We start from the raw sequence: 22,853 nt of genomic DNA on the forward strand, positions 1-22,853 counted from the left end.
AATGACTCTTGATTAGGCAGCTCACACCCATAGCTGCCGCTTTAAAGCCGCCCTCTCCAAAGGCGGCTTTGTTTTTATTAATACAGCTATTGGTACTGTGCTGCAGTAATAAACTCCTCAAAACTTTCACACCAAATAACCACTGTATTGTAATCGCCGACATCAATACCTTGTGGTACAACTAGCTTAAAGCCATTGAACGAACGTACCCCCGCAATACGCTGCATGGTGCCTTTTTGTGCTAAAAAATCGTCTTCGTTATCAATGAAATTTCGTGATAGATAAAGTTGATAGTCGGGACCTGGTGATAACGTGCCTTGCATAGAAATAGCATCATTGGTTAGATACACCATGCCATCACCATAATGAAAGCGATCTGAGCCTTTGAGGCCGGGCTTAAACGTTGCACTAAACTGCGATCGACCTTGATGCTGCTTCAAAATAGCAATATCGGGTGCTGGTTGTTCAGTTAAAATAGGTAAACTGTACACTCCAGCTATAAAACCCGCAGCAAAAATCGCCAATGTCATAATGATGATTATCAGCGCTTTTAGCATGCTTACTCCTTATTTTTTAGCGTTATGATGTGACGTTGCTTTAAAGAAAATTGTTTTTCAACATCTCCAAAGTATTGCAAATAGAGCTTCTCAAGTTCACCTGATTGCTGCAGTTTTTGCATACCTTGTTCTAGTATATCTCTAATGTGTTGATTTTCTTTGCTTAAGTAAAAGTAATAGTCGCTGGGGTATTGCAACATAATGTTTGGTGCAATAACAAAATTGAACTGCTTTAGTTTATTTAGTTCGCTACCAATAGCCAGTACTGAGCGTGGAAAGTAATCACCGAGCCCTGTTTCAAGGGCTTTGATCATGCCTGGGTAATCAAGCTCGCCATTGACTGTTAAACCATTGTTTTTCAGTACGCTATAATCAGACCAGCTCTGTTTTTGTAGGCCAACCAAGGGAGTTAAATCAGCAAGGGTTTCGATTTTGCTAAACTTTTCTTGATCTTCATGGCGGATAATAAGCAAACGTTGGCCGTGTAAGCCCTTGTAGAGAGGAATAGTCGTTCTGACTAATGAATCAGTTTGCTGCTGGGGTAAAGAAAGCCATGCTAAGGTAATTGTTTTATTATGGCTTAGCTGCTCTACAACACGTTTATTATTCATAGGCCTAATATTGTAAAGCAGTACAACATCCGCACCCATTGCGGCAAAACTTTTGTCGAGAATATCGTGAATATATTGATTTTTCGCCGCATCGTTATAGCTAGGTTTAGCAAGCTGAATAACAATTTGTTCATGAGCTAATACTTGTAGACTCGACAGAGCAAATGTCATTAGAAATATCAGTATTGCTCTGTTCATTAATTTAAGTCCTTTTTTGAGCGCACGTTTATACGACTATACTTTGAAAACATGCACCTGTTGTTGTAGACGCGAAGCCAGTGAGGCCAATTCTTGGCTGGCTTGAGCATTTTGTTGCGAGCTTTCGCTAACCAGTGAAATGCTACTACTAAATTCATTAATATTACAACTTAGTTCGTTGGCAACAGTGGTTTGCTCATCCGTTGCGGTGGATACTTGGTTGTTCATATCGGCGATAAGTGCCATTTCTTGAGTAATTTCAGTCAGTAATTGTGATGAGCGTTCTGCGTATTCAACACTTTGTTTAGCACTTTCGTCAGCATTACCCATGGCGGTCACTGCTTGCTGCGCCATTGTTTGTAGTTTACTGATCATTTCGTTAATACTGGCTGTGGCTTTTTGCGTGTTGTGTGCAAGCTGCCTTACTTCATCGGCTACGACTGCGAAACCGCGACCCGACTCACCAGCGCGTGCCGCTTCAATAGCTGCATTTAAAGCAAGTAAATTGGTTTGTTCTGCAACGCCTTGGATCATCATAACGACTTGATTGATATCGGTTGATTGTGTATTTAACTCATTGATTAATTTTGTATTCGCATTAACGATATGTGATAAACGGTTTATTGCGTCGATATTTTCTTGCACAGACTGCTGACCCAGCTTGGCTGTTTTATCAGTGTGAGTGGCTTTTTCTGATGTTGATAATGCATTTGCGGCCACTTGCTCAATGGCACTGCTCATCTGTGTAATGGCAGTGGCAATCATTGCTGATTGATGTTCTTGCTCTGTGGCTGTGCTTGCAACTTGGTCGCTAATTGAGTTCATTTGCTCAGCAGCAGATGAAAGGGTGAGTGTTGCGCTGGTTACATCATTTACTAGTGCATGAATGCGTTCCATCATGGCATTAAAGTGGTTTGCTGCTTGGGCTATTTCGTCATTACCATGGGTTTTTGCGCGCAGACGTAAATCGGCATTTTCAGAGATAGAACCTATCGTTTCACTTAACGATAACAATGGGTTATGGATAGAGCGGTATATAATAAAGGCAATAGCCAATAATAAAATTATTAATATAGTGATAGAGGCAGTCATAGCGATACTGACTTGAGCAAAATCTTTATCTGCGGCGTTTTTAAACTTGTTAGCCTCATTGATTTGTAAGCTTATTAGACCTTGATAGCTTTCACTGAGAGGGTCAAACACATCGTAAAGATTTTTTACGAATACCTCGTTAGGTACTGCTTTAAGTTGGTCACTTTTTACTTGGTTTAAAAATGTGCTTAGTTCGCTTTCTACTACAGCGAGATTCTTTTCCACGATATTAACTAAGCGCTGCTCTTCTGTGGTTAGCTTGGTCCCTAAGTAGCTTTTCCATTTGCTATCAGCAACATTTTTTGCATTTTCAACGGCGGATAGAAAGTCAGTTTTTGAAATTTGCTCAGCGCGGTATTTATGGAATAGATCAACAATGCTAACTGCGTAATTGTCCGATACTGTTTTTATCTGCTCAAGGGGGATGACTCTATCGTCATACAAACTGTCGATGCCTTTTACCATGCCCGACATAATAGACATTGTAAAAATAGAGGTGATCACAAAAACTGTAACCGGTAACAAAGCCAAGACGGCTAATCGCGTACGAACGGTGTAGTTATTTAACATGAGCGTGCAAATTTTTGTAAGGACTTAGTATTAAAACTAATAGAGAAATAGTTTTAAGCAAGTTTTTGCAATTGTTTTGCAGGCTTTTTCTTAAGAGGCATATCTATTACGACTTAAAGGTAGCCACAGAGGTGTGTTGGCTCTGGTTTAGATAACAAAGCCAGTATTTACACTGGCTTTGTTTTGTTCCTATTTGTACATTAATGACCGCGATTAGGCATTTGCCGAGGCATTTGTCTTTGTGTATTACGGCGCATTTGTTGGCGCTGCATACCTTGCTGACGTGCTCTATTTGCCCTATTTAATTGCTGCATACGATTTTGTTGCCTATTTTGAGTGTGCTGGCGTTGCTGCAATGTTTGCTTCGCTTTACTTTTATCTATGCTTTGCAATTTATTTTGCACTTGTTGGCGGTCAATATTTTGTGCCCGATCTTTGATTTGTTGCTGTTTATCAGCGGGGAGAGTTTGCCATTTACCTTCAACACGTTGTTGCCATTTATCGGCATCACGCTTGAGCACGTTACCTTTTTGATCCGCAAACACGTTGTTTGCTTTATCGCGTTGGCTGATGGCTGTTTTTAAATCGCGTTTCACTTGCTGCTTTGAAGCAAGACGAGATTTACTTTGATCGCGTTTATAAATGTTATGTCTTGGTTGTTTATTATGGTGGCCAGGTTTATGGCCGACATTAATCTTGTTACCAATATTGATGTTGCCATTATTGATAATAACTGGGCCGCGGTAACCACCGCCATACCAGCCATTACAGCAATGATAAGGTCGATAATGGGTTGGCCAACCAACATTCCAATTCATCCCTAGATTTAAAAAACCATTGCTCCAACTTAAGCCAAACGACCAACCCGTCCAGTTGTTATAGCCAATATTAAACCCCCAAGTTGGTGGGCGAGGGTAGTAGTAGCCACCGCCCCAGTATGGCGGGTAATACCAACCCGTTCCATACACTGGCACACCATAATAAGGGTACGACCACATGTAACCTGGGTAATAACCAACATACACCACCTCAGGAGTTGATTCGTATATCTCGACGTAAGTGACGTTGTAAACGGGGGAACTTGGAGGAATTTTTGCGATGTCATCTTTTGGAATGCTATCAGCAACAAGCCAAGGCCCTTGTGCGGAATCTGCCTTAAACCACACCGCATTATCGACTGCATAATATTTGCCTTTAATTTGCAGCACTTGTGCATCCGTATTAATAGCATAAGAAACTTGCGTGCCCGGAATACGTTCAAACTTAGGTTGGCCATCATAGTACACAGTTAAACTGGTATCTTTACGGCTGATAGCCGCTGTTTGCGGCACTTTTGCATCTAATACAGCTTCTTCAGCTTCTTCAGTACCGGCAACTGAAACTCTGAGGCCCCCTAAATCTGATTCAGGTGGAATATTGGCAAAGCTTTCGGGTAGTTCATCGCCGCGTACAAATGTCCATGGGCCTGTTTGTTGTTTTGCACGATACCAGCGCCCAGATAACAAGACATACATGTTATTCGTTTGCATTTCACGTAGCCACGGGGTTTCAGTGTTAAACACATACATGAGCTCGCCACCGGTTAAGCTTTTCCATTTAGCTGCGCCATCAGTTGCAATAAGTTCGGTGGGTTTAGTGGCTACAACAATAGCTGGTGGTGCACTTAGATCTGAGCTTTCGGTATCTTTAGGAAGCATTTTTACAAGTTCAGTCGGCGGCGACTGAGTATATTCGTAAGGCCCTTTGGCTTGTTTTGCCTGATACCAAAATTGCCCATCGGTGAGATAACAAAGTTTGCTTTTGCTATCTTTAATCACTGTCATGGCGGTGTTTAAAGCGCGCTCATATTGGCTGTTTTCAATTTTACTAAACTTAGGTTCACCATCAAAACTCAATAATACCGACAGTTGCTCTTTGAAAATAATCGTTGGAGGGTCGGTTTTTAACTGCGTTAAACTTTGTTCTGCTGCTTCTGCACTTTCAAGGCTGGCGGTGAGTTGCGAAAGCGAGGTTTCGAATTGACTGGCTTTTATTGCTTCATTAACGACAGCAGTAAATTTTTGTTCTTCTGCATCTTTTGATTCAGGCCAGCGTACATCGGTGACAGTGATATTGCGAACGGTGACGGTATCGTTTTCGCGATCAGTATCTAGTTTAGCTCTAAACCAAAATACGCCAAACACAGCGTCATTGTCTGAAACCGAAAATGACATTGCTGCACGGGCTGTTAAAGTATTACCGTTTAGTTTCTCGGGTTGTGGCTGGTAAACAATGAGTGTGCCTTGTGACGTTTGCACTTGTTGAGGCCACTCAATGGCTTGGCTAAAAAATGAAAACAAACATAGAAAAGAGAGTATTAAAAGCCTGCAGGCAATAATAAAAGGTAGGGGGAGTTTCATGGTCAATCCTTGGCTAACATAACTCTTAAAAGTATAGCCAATGACATCGAAAACGCTTAAAAATTGTTCCTATTTTTAAAGCGTTAGCTTAGGCAACTTGAGTTAAAAAATTTGAGCCCGCATTTAAGCCCATTTCATAGCCCGCACTGAGTTTTTCAAATGATTTTGTTGTTCGACCAACTGCAAAGTTGGGTGGCGGTGCAATAATATTAATTTTACAATCGCTTGGTGGGTTGGTAATAAAATCAATGCTTTGATTGTAATTTTCTGCGCGTCTTAAGGTGGCTTCTGCTAATGCAGGGGTGTTTTTATAAAGACGTTTGACGAACCAAGGCGCTTTTGAAGGCTTTTTCTTATAGCCAAGAGGCTGAGATAAAATAACGGTGATTTCCTTATTGCCCATCTCGTATGCTTTACGGATTGGAATAGAATCTGCCACGCCACCATCAGTAAGTTGCAAATTGTCGATAACAGGAAATTCTCGATAAGCAATCGGCAGCGCACAAGAGGCTTTTAATTGCTGTTCAAGATGAGTTGCATTTGCTTTTAAGTACTCTGCCTGTCCAGTTTGTATGTTGGTTGTGACAATATAAAATTCACTAGCTTGTTTTTCGAAGGTGTCGAGATCTAGACGAATATCACGGATGGTTTCTTGCCACAGCCAGTCTAAATCAAACAGGTGACCACCTTTGATAAAACGAATAAAATCGATGAACTCTGGTCGGCAAGAGTAATCGGTGATCACTGCATGGTTACGTTTGTATTGGGCGCACAAATAGGCAGCAATGTTAGTGGCTCCGGCAGAAACACCATAGCATTGATTAAAAGGTTGGTAATTGGCTTGAATAAAAGCATCTAGTACGCCAGTGGCAAAAATACCACGCATTGCGCCACCTTCTACAACGAGTGCCTTGTTATTGTTCATTTTCGCAACCTTGCTTGTAACCGTGAGTGCTTCTAACCATAGCAAACACGGTTACAAAACTAAATAGAGTTTTGGCTCTAAATGAGGTTTAACTATTGCTGAGTTATACCGCCTCTACCCAAAGTACACCAACTTGTTTGTCGGTTACTTTTACTGTGCTACCAGCAGCAATGGGAGACTGACTTTTTAATTGCCATGTAATACCCGAATACTGATGTGTGGTTAACCCTTTATCATCAACATCGGCATTAACGACAAAGGTAAGCTCAGCAAAATCGCTATGTATCGGCTTAGTATCGGTTTTATCCTGCATGCGTTTGAGAGGTTTCCAAAGCACGAGTGCAAAACCAAGAGTAAACACGATATTGCTCCAAAGCGCGGTAGTGTAACTCGTATCAAGTAGACCTATATTCATTAGTAAGCCACTGGCAAATAAAGATAAGCCTAAAAACAGTAATACATAGGTACTCATACCCAGTACAGCAACTTCAACAATTAGCGCGATAACACCTATAATCATCAGTGCTTCGGCTAAATGGGTATCTAAAAATGCCATTAGCTCACCTAACTTTGTTGCTTTTTATTCAAAGAGTTAATAATAGACATACCTTGAGCTACAAGCGAGCTTGCGTCAGTACCACTTTCAGGAAGTAATACCACAGATGATTCACGAGCAATGGCTTCTTTAGCAGCAATGGCTTTTGTGGCAAGGTCGAGTTGAATTGCTTTTTGGCCTTGTTCGGTGTCAGCGGCTTCACCTACTTTACGCAGTGCATCTGCTTGTGCTTCAGCAACGGCGATAATCGCTTTCGCTTCACCTTCAGCGCGTAAAATTTGCTCGGCTTTTTCAGCTTCGGCAGCAAGGACTTGGGCTTGCTTTTTACCTTCTGCCACGTTGATGGCAGACTGACGGTCACCTTCAGACTCTAAAATTTGCGCACGTTTTACACGCTCAGCTTTCATTTGTGCTTCCATGGCTTCCATTACAGAATTAGGTGGCACAATATCTTTAATTTCGTAACGTAAAACCTGAATACCCCAAGGCTCAGATGCTTGGTTAATCGCGGTAACTATATTGGTGTTTAACATGTCGCGCTCTTCAAAGGTTTTATCTAGTTCCATTTTACCAAGTTCAGAACGCATCGTTGTTTGCGATAGCTGAGTAACCGCAAATACATAGTCATCAACACCATAAGTGGCTTTATACGGGTCAAGCACGCGGAAATACAGCACACCATCGACGATAAGCGAGATGTTATCTTTAGTGATAGCAGACTGCGAAGGCACATCTTGCGCTTGTTCTTTTAAGCTGCGGTCAGCGGCAATACGGTCGATAAATGGCACAATAAAGTTTAAGCCGGCTTCTTTGGTAGAATGGTACTTACCAAAACGCTCGATTAACCAGGCACGATTTTGCGGCACAAATTTAACGCTACTTTTTAGTAGCACTAAAACAAAAATTAGAAGAAAGACTTCTACATTTAACAACAGGTCTAAAATGCTAGAAACGGGGTCCATGTACTTTCCTTAATACAATTAATATTATTTTTCACTGCTCAGATTACCACCACAAAGCAAAGCACGCTATTGATTTGTAATCGTTACCTATTTAAGTGCAGTTTTATTCTTTATGCATTGTATTAATAATTCAGTGCATGTTTTATCAAATACATGTGCTGATCAGCTTGTGCCACGATCTCTTCAGCAGTTTTTTGTGTACCTAAAAACATGGTGACTCCGACGCTTGCAGAGCCAAGATATTTTATATTTTGATACTTAAATTGAGCTTCTATTGCTGTTTGCAGTTTATCGGCAACACGATGAGCGTTGTGTTTAGCTGTTTGCTCATCACGACCAAGCCCTTCAAGTAATACAACAAACTCATCGCCACCAATGCGAGCTAAACAGTCTTTTTCGCGCACAACCGTTTTCATTCGATTAGCAATTTCAACAAGGTAAGCATCGCCTGTGTTGTGGCCATATTGGTCGTTTAACTTTTTAAACTTATTCAGGTCGATAAATATCACCGCGCCATAGTTTTGGTCGCGCTTGCTCATTTGTAACGCAAGCGATAAACGAATATAAAAATAGCGGCGGTTTAAAAGTTCAGTTAACGGGTCGGTAGAGGCAGCATAAAGGAGTTGTTCTTCAAGGTGTTTTCGTTCGGTAATGTCTGTTGCAATACCTAAAATGCCGATGACTTTGTTCGGCTCTGTGTCGCAAATAATAGGGGTTTTCACTTCCCAGAAAATATATTGGTGTCCGTCGGGAAAGGTAAGCTCAACTTCTTCACGGGTACGCTCACCGCTGAGCACCCGCTTGTCTATTTTGGCTAGCTTTTTTACGTCAGGAATTGGGAAAAAGTCCACATCACTTTTATGTTGTAATTCTTGCTCAGAGCAAGCAAATAAACCCAAGGTAAGCTTATTAGCATAAACGTAATGCCCGAGCTCATTTTTTATGTAAACGTATGCGGGTACGTTATCAAGTGCAAACTTTAATTCAGCAACATGAACGGGCAATTTAGAGTTATTAAGTTCGGCCACAATATGTCCCTATATAACAAGCCATAAATTGATAGTGAACGAAAATATCTTATTAAACAAGACTGACCACAGAGCAAAAATTATAACTAATGATTTAGGTATAGTTATGAAAAATAAATAAAAAAATTAATAGTTAGGATGGGTGATGAACTTTGTTATTAGGTGTGTTTTAGACTCGTTTGGTTATCTCAAATTTTAACTATTTTTTATTACTGTGTGATTAAAAACTTCCTTGTTTTTAGTCATCACTTTGGCTTTTATGCTTTGTTGAGAATGGCAAGGTGTTTTGTATGATGCGCGCTAAATAAGCGACAAAAAATATAACCCGTTACAAACATTGATAAGCTATAGGTTGCTCCAGGAATTGCCATGGCGGCATTATTGATTAAGGTACTCGCAATTAAAATGGCAAGGGTGCCATTTTGTAGCCCAACTTCAACCGCAATGCTCATTTGTTGCTTGTGATCTAAGCCCGATATTTTTGCAAAAAACAGCCCTAGTAACAGCGTGCTGAGGTTTAATGTCAGCGTTGCAATGCCACTGGTCGCAAAAAAACTCAGCATTTGGTCAGCATTTTTATGAATAATGCTAAGCACTATCACAATTAAGAACACACTCGAAAAACGACGTATAAAGGGTTCTATTTTCAAGCTCAAATGGGGTTTTAAGTGATTAAATACCATTCCTAAGCAAACAGGAAGCACCGTTATCATCAGCATTTGCACTATGGTTTTAATCACTGGCAAAGCGAATTCGTGGCCCGGCACACTCAATGTTTGCATGGCAAAATGCATAATCAGTGGCAAGGTAAAGGGTGAGATAAATGTGGCTAGCGTTGTTAGACTTATTGACAGCGCAACATCCCCTTTGAATAAATAGGTATAAAGGTTTGAGGTCACACCGCCAGGGCAGCAAGCCACTAAAATCAAACCTATAGCGAGCTCTGGGGTCAAGGTAAAACTCATTGCTAATACAAACGCAACGCTAGGCAATAACAGTAGTTGGCAGCTTAAGCCTATTGAAAGTGCTTTGGGGCTGATAAATAATGCCCCAAAGTCTTGCTTTTTAAGCCCTAAGCCCATGCCAAACATGATGATAAATAGTGCTAAAGGCAGCACTATTTTAGTCATGATATCAATTTGCATGGTATATCCTTATTGATCGTAACCCGGACTTTTATTGTCGAGTAAGCGCAGTAAGGCAGGCCAAGCAATTGCGCCACCCAGTCCCTTAGTAGCAACTTCAGTTTGCCCTTTGATACCCTCAATAATCGCGCTAGGTACTTGTACGAGTTGCTCGGTATTTTGTGAAGTACGAGTTTGTACAGCGCATGCAGCTTCAAAAACATACATAAACAAAAATGCATCAGCGACCGTTTTACCTACTGTTAATAGGCCATGATTACGTAGCATTAGAAAGTTATTAGAACCTAGGTCATTCACTAAACGGTCTTGCTCTGCAGGATTAAGGGCAATGCCCTCGTAGTCGTGATAACCCAAACCTGAGTGCACAACAACAGCTTGCTGAGAGATAGGCAATAAGCCGTCTTTGTTAGCAGACACTGCCGTGCCATTGAGTGAGTGGGTGTGAATAACGCAATGGGCATCATCACGCGCCATATGAATACAGCTATGGATATTAAACCCCGCAGGATTAACAGGGTATTCACTGTCATGCAGCTTATTACATTGTTGATCTACTTTGATAAGACTTGATGCGGTAATTTCGTGAAACATCATGCCATACGGGTTTATCAAAAATTCGTTGTCTGTGCCGGGAACGCGCATTGAAATATGGGTAAAAATTAAATCATCCCAGCCATATAAAGCAACTAGGCGATACGCGGCAGCAAGCTCAACACGGGCTTGCCATTCTTGCTCTGATACTGTGTGTTTCATGGTCATGGTGTTTTCCTAAAATGGTACTTTGCGAATAATAATGTCTTTAAACATGACCCAATCACCAATAAAGCTATAAAAAGGGTGTGTAAAAGTAGCGGGGCGATTTTTTTCAAAAAAGAAATGACCAACCCAAGCAAAGCCATAGCCCACAACTGGGCATAAAATTAGCCAGCTATATTGCTGCTGATAAATAGCGGCAAACAAAATAGCCAAAACAATCCAACTGCCAATGAAATGTAAGCGTCGACAGACTTTATTTTTGTGTTCTTGTAAGTAATAGGGGTAAAACTCTTTAAAGCTCGCGAACTCGCGTTTACTTGCTACAGTGCCCATATTGTTGTCTCCTTTGTTAATTACAGGTTAACAATAGGCTTTTATTCTTTTATTTACTTGATAATATAGGTCATTAAATTGTTTATTTAGGACGTGCATGAGAACCTTATCAAGCTGGTGGCTTCGTGCTATGGCTGAGTCGTTTAAGTGGCAGGGTTTACCAATTAATGAATTGTTTGCAGCGGCAAATATTCCTTTGGCAGAATTAAGTAGCCAAACAGCCCGATACCCACAAGCCAGTGTCAGTATGCTTTGGAAGCAGGCGCAAGCCATGTTACCAAACACCCATTTAGGTCTTTATGTTGGCAGTAACATGAATGTACGCGCTATTCCGGTGGTAGGCATGGCGATTATTCAGTCAACTCAGTTATTGAGTGCTTTTCGGCTGATATTGCGTTATCAAAAATTAATGGGCGATACCCATAATGTATCTTTGATCGATCACGGTAGTGAGTATGAGCTTCGCTTTAACTTTAGTGATGGTGAACGTGATATGTCACTGCTAAGCTACGAAGCGCCCATGGCGTTTTGTGTAAAAATAGCACGCACTGTAAAGGGAAAAGATTGGCACCCAACGCGAATTTGTTTGCAGCGTAAAGAGCCACATAGTGAGATTAATACGCACTTTAATTGCAACATTGAATACGGCGCAACGACCCATAGCCTGTTTTTTAGCGAAAATACCGATAGTGAGCCTGTGTTATCAAGCCAGATGAAACTAGTGACGCAAACGAATGTGACGCAGGTACTGAGAATTTTACTTGAAGAGCATTTAATTCAAGGCCAAACCACCAGTAAAGCAATGGCAAAAGCACTTAATATGAGTGAAAAAACGCTGCAGCGCCGTCTTGCAAAAGAGGGCACAAGTTTTAGTAACGAATTAGCAAGTTTAAGACAGCAAAAAAGTGTGTCGTTGTTAAACGAAACAGATCTTTCAGTTACTGAGATCGCCTTTTTATGTGGCTACTCTGAAATTAGTGCATTTCATCATGCATTTCATCGCTGGTATGGCATGTCGCCAAAAACCTACAGGCAAAAAATGGCAATAATAGCAGGGTCATAATAAGCACGGCTTTTTTCAGTGAGCTGTTTGTAGCTATTATTTTAACTAGTAAAAAGGTACAAGTTGGCGGTTGTTCCTATTCTGTTTGAGTTTGATAATTATTCATACAAAAACAACAGTAAAAGCTTAAATAGCAATTGCTTAACACCGACTTGTTACCTAAAATTATTGATAGGACGCAAGGATGATCTAAAACCAAAACTCCACCATTAAGTATGAGGCTTGCTGAATGCGAAATCTATCGCTGCGCACTATTTTTATTAGTTTTGTGTTAATTGCATTGTTTGTTGTCACTGTGGTTAGCGCCTTAATCAATACCAGCCAATTCTCTCGGCTTTATTACCAACAAACCGAAAAGCAATTATTGCCTGACGCTGTGGGTAAAGTGGCTGCCGAAATTGACGCTCAAATGCGTTACCCCATCTCTGTGTCACAGTCGTTAGCTGAAAACCAAATGCTGCATACGTGGATGAGCGAAGGTGAGAAAAGCTCGCCAATTCATCAGCGTGTCATGGCGTACTTTGCTGACTTACAAAGAAAAAGCGGTGCATCATCAGTGTTTTGGGTAAGCAAAAACTCAATGAGTTATTACACACAAGACGGCTTTTTCAAATCAATCTCACAAAGTGAGCCAAGAGACAGTTGGTTTTTTGACTTTATTAGCTCAGATAAACGCCAAGCGCTCGCTTTAGATGTGAGTGAGCAGGGTGGACACCTCACTTTATACGTTAACACCTTGGTTGAAATTGCAGGGCAACGACTCGGTGTGGCGGGGCTTGGTTATGATATTTCAGATATTTCTAGCATTGTTACGTCGCGTAAAATTGGTGAGCAAGGGTATTTATTCTTAATTGATGACAGCAAGCGAATTATTGCACACGCAAACGATGCTTATATTGGTAAACAAGTCACAAGCGTCGCTTCATTAAGCGCATTACAAAGCTTTTTGAGCAGTAAACATACTGGCTTTACTCTATCGCAAGTCGAGCTCGCAGATGAAGATGTTTATGCTGGGGTTATGCCAATTGAAGGAACAGGCCTTACTCTTGTAGCGGTTCAGCCTAAGCAAGAGATATCAAGCGCGATTAATACAGTCGTTTGGATGTCGATTATCGTAAGTGTTGTGCTTGCGGGTATCTTTTTGGTGCTTACACTTTATTTTGCTAATTGGCTAAGTAAGAAAATACGCAGTGTTGGTGATGAACTACTGGGCATGGCAGGTCACGGCGGTGATTTAACAAAACGTTTAGATGACAGTGTTGATAATGAGCTGGGACATCTTGCTAAGGGCTTTAATGCCATTATTGGTAAAGTAGCCGAGCTGGTAGATGAAATAAGTGTTACCGAGCAAGCTATGCGAGAAGGGATTGACGATCTTGCGAGCTTTGCCAATAAAACCTTTGTTGCTACCGAAGATCAGCGCGCGCAAACCGATCAAGTTGCCACAGCTATTACAGAAATGGGGCAAACTATTAACGAGGTATCTGATATTGCTCATCGCACAGCAAGCGACACGGAAGAAGCGGTACGAGAAACCGTGCAAACCAATCAAAGTATGGCTGCCACAGCGCAAACCATGAATGAACTGAATGACATTTTGATCACGGTTGATAAAAGTATCGGTGAGTTTGCAAATCAAGCAGCTGAGATCAACTCGGTTGTTGAAGTAATCAATGCAATTTCAGAACAAACTAATTTATTGGCACTCAATGCGGCAATTGAAGCGGCAAGAGCGGGTGAGCAAGGTCGTGGCTTTGCGGTCGTCGCTGATGAAGTACGCTCACTTGCACAGCGTACGCAAACATCGACTTCTGAAATTAGGGAACAGATTTCGCGTTTACAAAGCTCATCATTGCAATCACAAGAAGCGATTGCCGAAGGTACGCAAAGTAGTCAAAAAGTGACTGAGCTTACGCATATTGCAGTGTCTGCACTTCAGTCTATTCAGCAGAAGTTTGAGATTATCAGCCAAGGCAATCACCAAGTTGCAGCAGCCACAGAAGAGCAGGGCACGGTGGTTGAGCATATCAATCAGTCGGCTCATGATATTTCAGACAGTGCAATGCAAATACATGATAACGCAGAGCAACAACAGCGTGGTACGCAAAGCTTATTATCGCGTGCTCAGCACCTTAAAGATTTAGTCAGTCAGTTTAAAGTTTAATAGCCTGCTTTTTAAATCTGCTTCGAGTAAAAGGCGTTAACAACATGTGTTGTTAACGCCTTAATATTTTTTAGCTTACAAGTGAGTGATTCAGTTTACTTATTCGCTGCTAATTCCTTTCTTATTAGTAACACATCGTGCAAAAAACTTTCAAAAAGGGACTATTAACTAAGTTTTTAGTGCGTTTAAGTGCGCTGCGTATTACAATTGAGACTTTATATCATTACCGCATTTCCAGCTGATAGGTATTTCACTTCTTCATGACAGATATTACAACACACCAAGCATCTAGACGCCGCTTGTTGATTGCCTTAGCTATAACGTGCTCGTTTATGGTGATACAGGTTATTGGCGCCTATTATTCGAATTCGCTTGCTGTACTTGCTGATGCTGGGCATTTGTTTGTTCATAACAGTTCTTTATTCATCGCGCTTATTGCCTCAAGCATGGCGATATATTTCGCGAAAAACTTTAATGATGGCTACCAGCGCGCAGAGCTTACGGGTGGTTTGATCAATGGCATCTTATATTTAAGCATTAGCTTAATTATTCTTTATGAAGGGGGTGAGCGCTACCTTCATCATAGCGATGGTCATGATTTACAAATTAATAGCTATTTAATGTCGGTCATTTCAGCTATTGGTTTTTTGTTTCATGGTGCTGCAGCATGGGTGCTATACAAAGGGCGCAAAGCAAGCATTAATGTGTATGCGGTGTTTTTACACTCGTTTTTTGATTTAATTTCAACGGTTTCAACCTTCTTCGCTGGTATTTTAATCCACCTAACTGGCTGGGCCGAAATTGATATTATTTCGAGTATGTTGATTGCTACCTTTGTCTTGTTTACTGGGGTTAAAGTGATCATTCGTTGTATTCAAGGCTTACTTGAAAATAGAAGTAAGCTGCCGAATGTAGCTGATATTGAACAAAGTATCGCTTCGGTTGAACATGTACAAAATGTTCATAATGTCACGGTAATGCGCCAAGACAAAGACATTATTGTTGGCGCGCACGTTGTTTTAAAACAGCATTGTACCGTTGAAAAGCATGACGAAGCATGTCGCTTAAAGGTCGAAAAACTATTGCAATCGCGCTTTAAAATTGGAAAAAGTGTGCTGCAAATAGAAAGTCATGAATGCCAGCATGTTAATTAAAGTGGCAAAAAGTTTAATTTTCTTTTAATTTAAAGGTATCACTATGAAGTTAGGATACCTTTTTTGCTTCAAAATAAGCCTTCATATTTCAACTTTTTAGCCGCAGTACTGCTTGGTTGTATTGCGGGAGTTGTTAATTTATTACCAATTTGGTTTTTAGATAGCTCAGAATTTCTTCTTGGTCAGTTTTTTGTGATCTTAAGCTTGCTGCTATTCGGTTGGCGGTTCGCAATAATCACCTTTATTTTAAGTACAGGGTTTATTTTTTACCGCTGGGGGCATGCTTGGCCTTCCATTGTGTTTGCTTTAGAGCTCATCTGCTTGCAGGTATTCTGTTTGTCAAAAGCGCGGCCAGTTTTTTTACGAGGCATGCTGTTTTGGTTTGTAATTGGTTTACCTTTACTTTGGAGTTTTGGCCATTTCTTTTTAGGTCTTCCAATTTTAACCATTGCCATCGCACTTGCTAAATACTGCTTAAATGCGGCAATTTACTTATCTGTTATTGATTTACTAAGCTTCTTCTTTAGCCGCTATTCGTGGCATAAACATTATTCGTCACTCTATAAAATACTTAATTATGTTGTTACTTTGCTGGTTGTGCTGGTAGTTATATTAACCTCAGTAGTACTAACCAATAACCATTATGCGCGCATTGAGTATGAGATAAATGCACAGTTAAAAGAAAAAGCCAAAGAAATCGCACGCACAATTGATGGTCACCTCGATCACCATAAAAAAGGGGTGGTACTTACTGCCAGAAGTATAGCCAATGGAGTTCCTCGTCAAATTGCCCTTGAAAATATGGCAAATCTATACCCTGATTTTAGAACACAAATCATTGTTGATGCCCTTGCTGATGTCACTCACTTTTATCCACAATCGTTAGCGATTAGTTTGCAGCAGTCAAACATTCGCGCCAATGTGGCAGATAGAGATTACTTTATCAATGCGCCTAATAATGAGCTTGGTTATATCTCAACAATATTTAAGGGCCGCGGTTTTGGCTCTTTACCTATAGTTGCAGTATCAGCACCGATTTATATTGAAAATACCTTTACCGGCGTCGTTGAAGGCTCACTGATGTTTGATTATTTTGCAGGCCTTAGGCCCAGTCTATTTAGTCACCAAGGCGAGTTGTTGATTTTAGATGCCAGCAACAAAGTGGTATTTAGCACATTAGATGACTTTAAAGAGTTACAACAATTAACAGATGAAGAAATAGATTCATTTGCAGACGAAGCACGCTTTAAAATGTTTGATGCTGAGAACGAACAGCAGTTTTACGCCAGAGAAGCTCGCTCAACAGAGCATAACTGGATTGTAATGACCATGCTCAATCGCAAACATGCCAACAATGTTGCGGTGAGTGCATGGGGTCAGTCTTTGGTGATGATATTGTTCATTATTTTATTAACCAGTGTGTTCATAACGCAGTTAAGCCGCTGGTTAATTGCTCCTATAGAAAAGTTAGCTGAACAAATAGACAAATTTGAGCCTGAGCGGGCAATCACAGATACCGACTTACCACAAACTTGGCTAGAAGTGAGTCGTTTGCAGTCGCAGTTTTCGAGTTTAGCAAATAAGCTGGCGCTTAATTTTAATCGCTTACATCAAGCGAATCACGAAAACGAAGTGTTGAATAACAAATTGACTGATTTTAATGCCCAGCTCGAGCAACAAGTTAATGATAAAACTAATGAGCTAGTCGAAGCTGTGCGCTTAGCGAACCAAGCTAACCGTACCAAGTCGCAATTTTTAGCGAACATGAGCCATGAAATCCGCACCCCGCTCAATGGTATTTTAGGCATGACTCAACTGCTATTAGAAAATCCTAAACTTCCCGAAACTGAACGTGATGAGCTGGCGATGATCCATCAAAGTGCCAATAACTTATTGTTGATTTTAAATGATATTTTAGATTTTTCGAAAATTGAAGCGGGGGCACTTAAATTAGAAAACCGCGCCGTTGAGATTAAGGCTTTACTGCAACAATTAGCAAAAGTATTTAGCAATACCAGTGTGAAAACGGGTGTCGAATTTAACTTAAGCATAGCAAAGGACATACCTGAGTATATCCGTTTAGATCCACTGAGGTTTAGCCAAGTAATCAATAATATTTTGAGTAACGCGGGTAAATTTACTGAGTCAGGTGAAATAAACATGCAATGCCAAATGGTCGATGGCGCTCTTGAAATATCAATTCGTGATACAGGCATTGGTATTTCAGCCAATCAACAGGCCAAACTGTTTACAGAGTTCACTCAAGCCGATATATCGACCACCCGTAAATATGGCGGTACTGGTCTAGGATTAACCATTAGTAAGCGCATTATAGAGCTGATGGATGGAGAGCTTTCATTAGTGAGTCAAGAAGGTGAGGGCAGTGAGTTTACTGTTGCCATCCCAGTCACTGTGAGCGACGCAGAAGCTACGGCAGAACAAAGTACAGACAAGCCAACACTTAGTGGGGTTAGAGTATTAATTGTTGAAGATAATCCTGTCAATCAAATCGTGCTGCAAAAAATGATGCAAGACACCCATTGTACTATCAAAATGGCAAACGATGGCTTACAGGCGCTTGAGCAGCTTAAAAGCTTTGCGGCAGATATTATTTTGATGGACTGCCAAATGCCTCACATGGATGGCTATCAATGTACACAAGAAATAAAACAGAATCCTGCGCTGTATGGCGAAGCTATCATTATTGCTATTACGGCGAACGCCTTTGAAGAAGATCAAAAACGTTGCCTTGTAGCGGGTATGGATGACTTTATCTCAAAGCCCATAAATAAAGATGAGCTTTATCGCTGCTTAAATAAATGGTTTAAAGCGCGTTTAGTCGATCAATGATTGCCTGAATCGTACTTTCTGCAATGAGGTCATCGGCCAGCATGGGTTTCGCGAAGTAGTAACCTTGTAAATCTTCGCAGCCCATCTCTGTTAAGAAGCTGATTTGCTCACTTGTCTCAACCCCTTCAGCAATACAATATAAGCCTAAGTTCGATGACAGCGCATGGATGGTTTTAATAATCGATTCATTACTTTTATCTTGGCCGATATTACGCACGAAGCTTTGGTCTATTTTGATCACATCAATCGGGAATTGACTTAGGTAAGTTAGTGACGAGTAACCTGTGCCAAAGTCATCAAGTAATAGTTTGAAGCCGGCATTTTTAAGTTTTTGCAGCTGCTTAGAGGCTTTCTCTTTATCTTCTAAAAGCGTATTTTCTGTAATTTCAAGACGTAGCTGAACCGGCTTAACCATGTGATTATTCAAAATAAGTAATAAACGTTCAGTTAAGTTCGATTTTAAAATGTGCGTCGGTGACAGGTTTAATGATAAATAAAACTGAGGGTTAGCACGCAGCATAGGTAGCAGCTCTGTTAGCGCTCTATCAAGGGCTTGCTCAGTCAGCGCATCGATTAAACCAATTTCTTCGGCAATAGGGATAAACTCAGCAGGTGATACAAAACCTTGCTCGTTCTTCCAGCGCATTAAAAGCTCAACGCCGTTTATTTTTTTAGTTTTAGCATTAACAATAGGCTGATAGTTATTAAATAACTCATCGTCTTTAAACGCATCTTTCAAGGCATTTTCAAGTAACAGCTTTTTGGTTAGCTGGTTATTCATCTGCTCTGTGAAGTATTTAAAATTGTTACGGCCAGATTGCTTAGCATGCATCATGGCTATATCTGAATTTTTAATTAAATCATCTGCTGTTTTCGCATCAAATGGGTAAAGAGCGACACCAACACTCGCAGAAATGTTGATTGAAAAGTCGTCAATTATAACTTTGCTTGCCAGTTCTTCTGTGAGCTTTTTAACGAGCTCACTGAGTGTTTGCGGGGAGTGTAAATCTTTAACAAGTACCAAAAACTCATCGCCACTTTGACGGCCTATTACGGCGTTATCAGGTAACATTAGGCTTACTCTTTGCGTGATATCGCAAAGTAATTGGTCGCCGACAGCATGACCGAATGAATCATTTACAGGCTTAAATTTATCTAAATCAATAAACAATAATGCAGCTAGTTTATTGTATTTTTTAGCGTTATTAATGCAGTTACTAATTTTTGTATGCATTAGGGAGCGGTTAGGCAAGCCCGTTAACGGGTCATAATTTGCTAAATAGCGCAAATCGTCTTCAGCGCGCTTTTGCTCTGTTAAGTCTGAAATTACAATTACATAATGACTAATTGATTGGTTTTCCTTGGCTACAGCCGTGACACTAATATGAACTGGGTGTGCAGGGCTTTTTAAAGTACGAATGACAGCCTCTGTTTTCCAATTTTGCTTTGGTTTAAGTGTTTTTAATACGTCTATATATTCAAGGTATTTTGCACGGCCTATGGCTGCAATAAAGTCGCGACTAGTAAGCTCTGCAACATTGTTTGGCGTGGCGAATGCTTCACCAAAACTAGAATTAGCAGAAAATGGTTTGAGTTGATTGTCTAAAATTAGCAACCAGTCGTTTATTTGTCCAAATGCTTCGCCGAGCACACTGGCTTGCTGGGCATTAGCGCGCTGCTCGGTAATATTGGTATAAATACCGGTTATTTTTAATGGGCGGTTGTTTTCATCGGTTGCAACAATACGACCAATGTCTTCATACCAAAGCCAGCTACCATTTTTATGTTTTAAACGGTAAGTGGTATTCCATTGTTGGTTATTTGTTTGCTTACAAAATAGTTGCCACTGGCTAGTTACATTATTGCGATCGTGCGGGTGCACTAAGCCAACAAACTCGTTTAGGCTTATACCATCTTTATATTCGGCATAGCCCAGCTCAGCAGAAAAGCGAGTCGTTCTTAAAAATTGTTCTGCTAGGTTAATCTCCCAAACACCACTTTTAGTGCTACTTAAAGCGAGTTCGGTTTGTTGTTGTGATTTTACAGCTTCTGCATGCGCACGGCCGATCATTTGCTGACGAGCACGGTATTGCCAAAATAGGAAAAACAAAACAGCTAAAACAATAATGACATAACTTGCTTTTGCAGAAGGGGATGACCAAGGTGCATGTGCAACATTGAATCTTAGTTGTCTAGACGCTGATATTGCATCGCTTAACTCGGTTGACGACGACACTGATAACACATAATCACCAGGCGGTAACTTAGTGAAAAAGACCTCATTGGTTGTCAGCTTGTCGTATTGCAGTGAGGTTGGCCCATCAAGGGTCACTCGGTACGATGTTTTATCTTTATTGATGGTATCAAAATTAGAAAAGGTGACTGCTAAGCCCATATCATCATGAGTGATCTGCAGAGGCGTATTCACATATTTATATGGATGGTAGTTAAGCTCTCGCGAAAGCAAAGTTACATTGGTAATTTCGGTATTTATGTTACCTGCCTCTACAGGCGACGATAAAAAGTCTTCTGGTGAAAGTAAAAGTACGCCTCGGGTACTACCAAATGCAAGTTGTCCGTTATGTAAGGTGGTGTCGGCATCAATGTTAAATTCATTAACGGCTAAACCATCGCGAATAAAGTAACGGTCAAGTTCTAAGGAGCTTAAGTCAAGGCGGTAAAGGCCATTTTGAGTCCCTAACCATAAAAAACCAAAACGATCTATTTGCAATGCAAAAACAGATTTAGCTTTTAAGCCCGACTGTATATTAATACGGTGTTTAACTTCGTAAGTTTTAGCATCTATGCCAATAAGTCCTTCGTCAGCCGAGCCAAGCCAAAGGGTATTGTTATAATCCATCACCCAGTCATCAATTGTGGTGAACGCTAAAGGGTTATAGTTTTCTGTTTGGTATATCAGTGTTAACTTTTGAGCCTGCTCATTGTAGCGGTACAATTTGCCAGACATACTCAGTACAAACTCATCTGGATAATCAGGCAGTGGCTTTAAAAAAGCATGGGCATTAACTAGGTCAACTTGTTCTTTTAGTCCTTTAATTGTTGAAAGTTCGCCTGTTTTACCATTGTATTTATAAAAATTTTGGTCATCTAAAAATGCAAATTGATCATTACCCATAGCACGAAAGCCCCAGTTAGGGCCGTAATTTATAAGGTGCATGGCCTCAGCATTGCCTTTTATAGGCACTAGTTCGCCGGTCTGTTTATCAAACAAGGCAAGACCTATGTATTTCATTAGCCACAGATAACGGTTGTTGTCATCAATGTTAGCCTCGGTAATACCATAAATACCATGCTCACCATGAAAGGCTTTTTCATCGTTACTAACTAAGTAGGGTGTAATATCTTTAGTAACTTGGTTGTACTTCATTAGGCCATTATCTGTACCTATCCAAACGGTATTGTTTTGATCTTGTAATACCGACCAGACATTATTGTTGAAGCGAGCTTGGTTATTTTTTAATTCAATATGTTTAAAACGTCTTGCGAGTGTTGACCAAGTAAAAACACCTTGTGAGCGAGAGGCAAGCCACAGCAGCCCTGTTTTATCAATCATGACATCTTGAATTGAATTGTCAGACATCAAAAACTTACTTTGTTCAAAGTTTAAGATGAACTCAACCGACATTGTTTGGCGATTAAATTCGAACAATCCTTTTTCTGTGACAACATATTCACCGAATGAGCTAACAGAATAGTCCCAAATATTTAAGTTAGGGATTAACAGCCTTACCTTATCAAATGCCAATAAACGGTTAGCGTTAAAAGGTATATCAAACATGCCCTCTACAGTGCCAACAAATAAGCCCAGTTGCGCATCGACCCTTAAAAATTTTACGTTTTTATTATCTTCGGTGACCTGAGATTTATCGGTTAGCGGAATATGCGAAATATGATCATCTGCAAGGTTTTTTGAGAAAAGCCCATTTGATGTGCCGATATATAAAAAGTTGTCGTGCAGGGTGAGTGCCCGAACAATATGCTCTTCTTTATTGATAGAAAACTCATGCAAAAACTTTTTTGATTGCTTGTTGTATGAATAAACGTGCTGAGCAATAGCGAAGTAAAAAAAGTAATCGTCTTCAGTGATTGCTAAAATAGGCGAAAAGAAAACATCTTCAGGGTCTAGTTTGCCAGAATAGATTTTTTCAACTTTTAGTGTTTTTGGGTCTATTAGAAAAGCACCTGAAAACTCAGTGCTGACGAAAATGTTTCCGTCGTCAGTTTTATGCATTGCGGTAATTTGTCGCTGATCAAGTATGTACTCACCAGCAAAAGGCGCTACCTGATAACCATCATACCTATTTAAGCCTTGATAGGTACCAATCCAGATAAAGCCTAAATCATCTTGCACGATTTTAGTTACACTGCCTTGCGTAAGGCCTTCATCGGTTGAAATACGCTGCATTTGCAAAGCATAGTTTTGTGCCAACGCCGAAGAGGAAAGCGTGAAGAACAGCAAACTGAAAATC

The 22,853-nt window shown here is 40.5% G+C and carries 16 protein-coding genes; 4 read left to right on the forward strand and 12 right to left on the reverse strand.

Annotation, left to right across the window (positions count from 1 at the left end; all coding sequences use genetic code 11):
- Nucleotides 1-86: 86 nt before the first annotated feature.
- The 11 genes from WA256_RS06455 to WA256_RS06505 all read right to left on the reverse strand — a co-directional run bounded on the left by WA256_RS06455 (nt 87) and on the right by WA256_RS06505 (nt 11,132).
- On the reverse strand, nt 87-557 hold the full coding sequence (locus WA256_RS06455; protein ID WP_335989916.1) for a DM13 domain-containing protein: 471 nt from the start codon (nt 555-557) through the stop codon (nt 87-89).
- A 2-nt stretch (nt 558-559) separates the two neighbouring features.
- Nucleotides 560-1,366: a substrate-binding periplasmic protein gene (locus tag WA256_RS06460; protein WP_335989919.1), complete on the reverse strand. Its 807-nt coding sequence runs from the start codon at nt 1,364-1,366 to the stop codon at nt 560-562.
- Between the two features lie 36 nt (nt 1,367-1,402).
- Entirely contained in the window at nt 1,403-3,028 is a 1,626-nt protein-coding gene (locus WA256_RS06465; RefSeq protein ID WP_335989922.1) for a methyl-accepting chemotaxis protein, read from the reverse strand.
- 200 nt (nt 3,029-3,228) lie between these two features.
- Nucleotides 3,229-5,427 carry a carbohydrate-binding family V/XII gene (locus tag WA256_RS06470; RefSeq protein WP_335989925.1) on the reverse strand — a complete coding sequence of 733 codons (2,199 nt, stop codon included), beginning with the start codon at nt 5,425-5,427 and terminating at the stop codon, nt 3,229-3,231.
- An 88-nt stretch (nt 5,428-5,515) separates the two neighbouring features.
- Complete coding sequence (locus WA256_RS06475; protein WP_335989928.1) at nt 5,516-6,352, reverse strand: patatin-like phospholipase family protein; 837 nt, start codon at nt 6,350-6,352, stop codon at nt 5,516-5,518.
- Between the two features lie 103 nt (nt 6,353-6,455).
- Nucleotides 6,456-6,908: an NfeD family protein gene (locus WA256_RS06480; protein WP_054562474.1), complete on the reverse strand. Its 453-nt coding sequence runs from the start codon at nt 6,906-6,908 to the stop codon at nt 6,456-6,458.
- A gap of 8 nt (nt 6,909-6,916) precedes the next feature.
- Complete coding sequence (locus tag WA256_RS06485) at nt 6,917-7,870, reverse strand: SPFH domain-containing protein (protein ID WP_054562473.1); 954 nt, start codon at nt 7,868-7,870, stop codon at nt 6,917-6,919.
- Between the two features lie 122 nt (nt 7,871-7,992).
- Nucleotides 7,993-8,898 carry a sensor domain-containing diguanylate cyclase gene (locus tag WA256_RS06490; protein WP_250660425.1) on the reverse strand — a complete coding sequence of 302 codons (906 nt, stop codon included), beginning with the start codon at nt 8,896-8,898 and terminating at the stop codon, nt 7,993-7,995.
- Nucleotides 8,899-9,155: 257 nt separating this feature from the next.
- Nucleotides 9,156-10,043, reverse strand: a complete 888-nt coding sequence (locus WA256_RS06495; RefSeq protein WP_269407211.1) for a bile acid:sodium symporter family protein — start codon at nt 10,041-10,043, stop codon at nt 9,156-9,158.
- Between the two features lie 9 nt (nt 10,044-10,052).
- Complete coding sequence (locus WA256_RS06500; protein WP_251601646.1) at nt 10,053-10,802, reverse strand: class II aldolase/adducin family protein; 750 nt, start codon at nt 10,800-10,802, stop codon at nt 10,053-10,055.
- Between the two features lie 9 nt (nt 10,803-10,811).
- Nucleotides 10,812-11,132 carry a DUF962 domain-containing protein gene (locus WA256_RS06505; RefSeq protein WP_054562470.1) on the reverse strand — a complete coding sequence of 107 codons (321 nt, stop codon included), beginning with the start codon at nt 11,130-11,132 and terminating at the stop codon, nt 10,812-10,814.
- A 97-nt stretch (nt 11,133-11,229) separates the two neighbouring features.
- Between WA256_RS06505 and WA256_RS06510 the strand changes: the two genes are divergently transcribed.
- From WA256_RS06510 to WA256_RS06525, 4 genes are all read left to right on the forward strand, one after another.
- Nucleotides 11,230-12,195, forward strand: coding sequence for an AraC family transcriptional regulator (locus WA256_RS06510; protein ID WP_250660427.1), 966 nt, complete (start codon nt 11,230-11,232; stop codon nt 12,193-12,195).
- Between the two features lie 229 nt (nt 12,196-12,424).
- Entirely contained in the window at nt 12,425-14,359 is a 1,935-nt protein-coding gene (locus WA256_RS06515; protein WP_063528629.1) for a methyl-accepting chemotaxis protein, read from the forward strand.
- Between the two features lie 260 nt (nt 14,360-14,619).
- Nucleotides 14,620-15,513, forward strand: coding sequence for a cation diffusion facilitator family transporter (locus tag WA256_RS06520; RefSeq protein WP_250660429.1), 894 nt, complete (start codon nt 14,620-14,622; stop codon nt 15,511-15,513).
- Nucleotides 15,514-15,576: 63 nt separating this feature from the next.
- On the forward strand, nt 15,577-18,363 hold the full coding sequence (locus tag WA256_RS06525; protein WP_335989943.1) for a response regulator: 2,787 nt from the start codon (nt 15,577-15,579) through the stop codon (nt 18,361-18,363).
- Here the strand turns inward: WA256_RS06525 and WA256_RS06530 are convergent.
- Nucleotides 18,338-22,789 (reverse strand): EAL domain-containing protein, encoded by a 4,452-nt coding sequence (locus WA256_RS06530; RefSeq protein ID WP_335989946.1) that lies wholly within the window; start codon nt 22,787-22,789, stop codon nt 18,338-18,340. The two genes, WA256_RS06525 and WA256_RS06530, sit on opposite strands and share 26 nt — an antisense overlap.
- Between the last annotated feature and the right edge of the window lie 64 nt (nt 22,790-22,853).

It is taken from the genome of Pseudoalteromonas sp. CH_XMU1449-3, from assembly GCF_037027245.1.
Classification (GTDB): domain Bacteria; phylum Pseudomonadota; class Gammaproteobacteria; order Enterobacterales; family Alteromonadaceae; genus Pseudoalteromonas; species Pseudoalteromonas shioyasakiensis.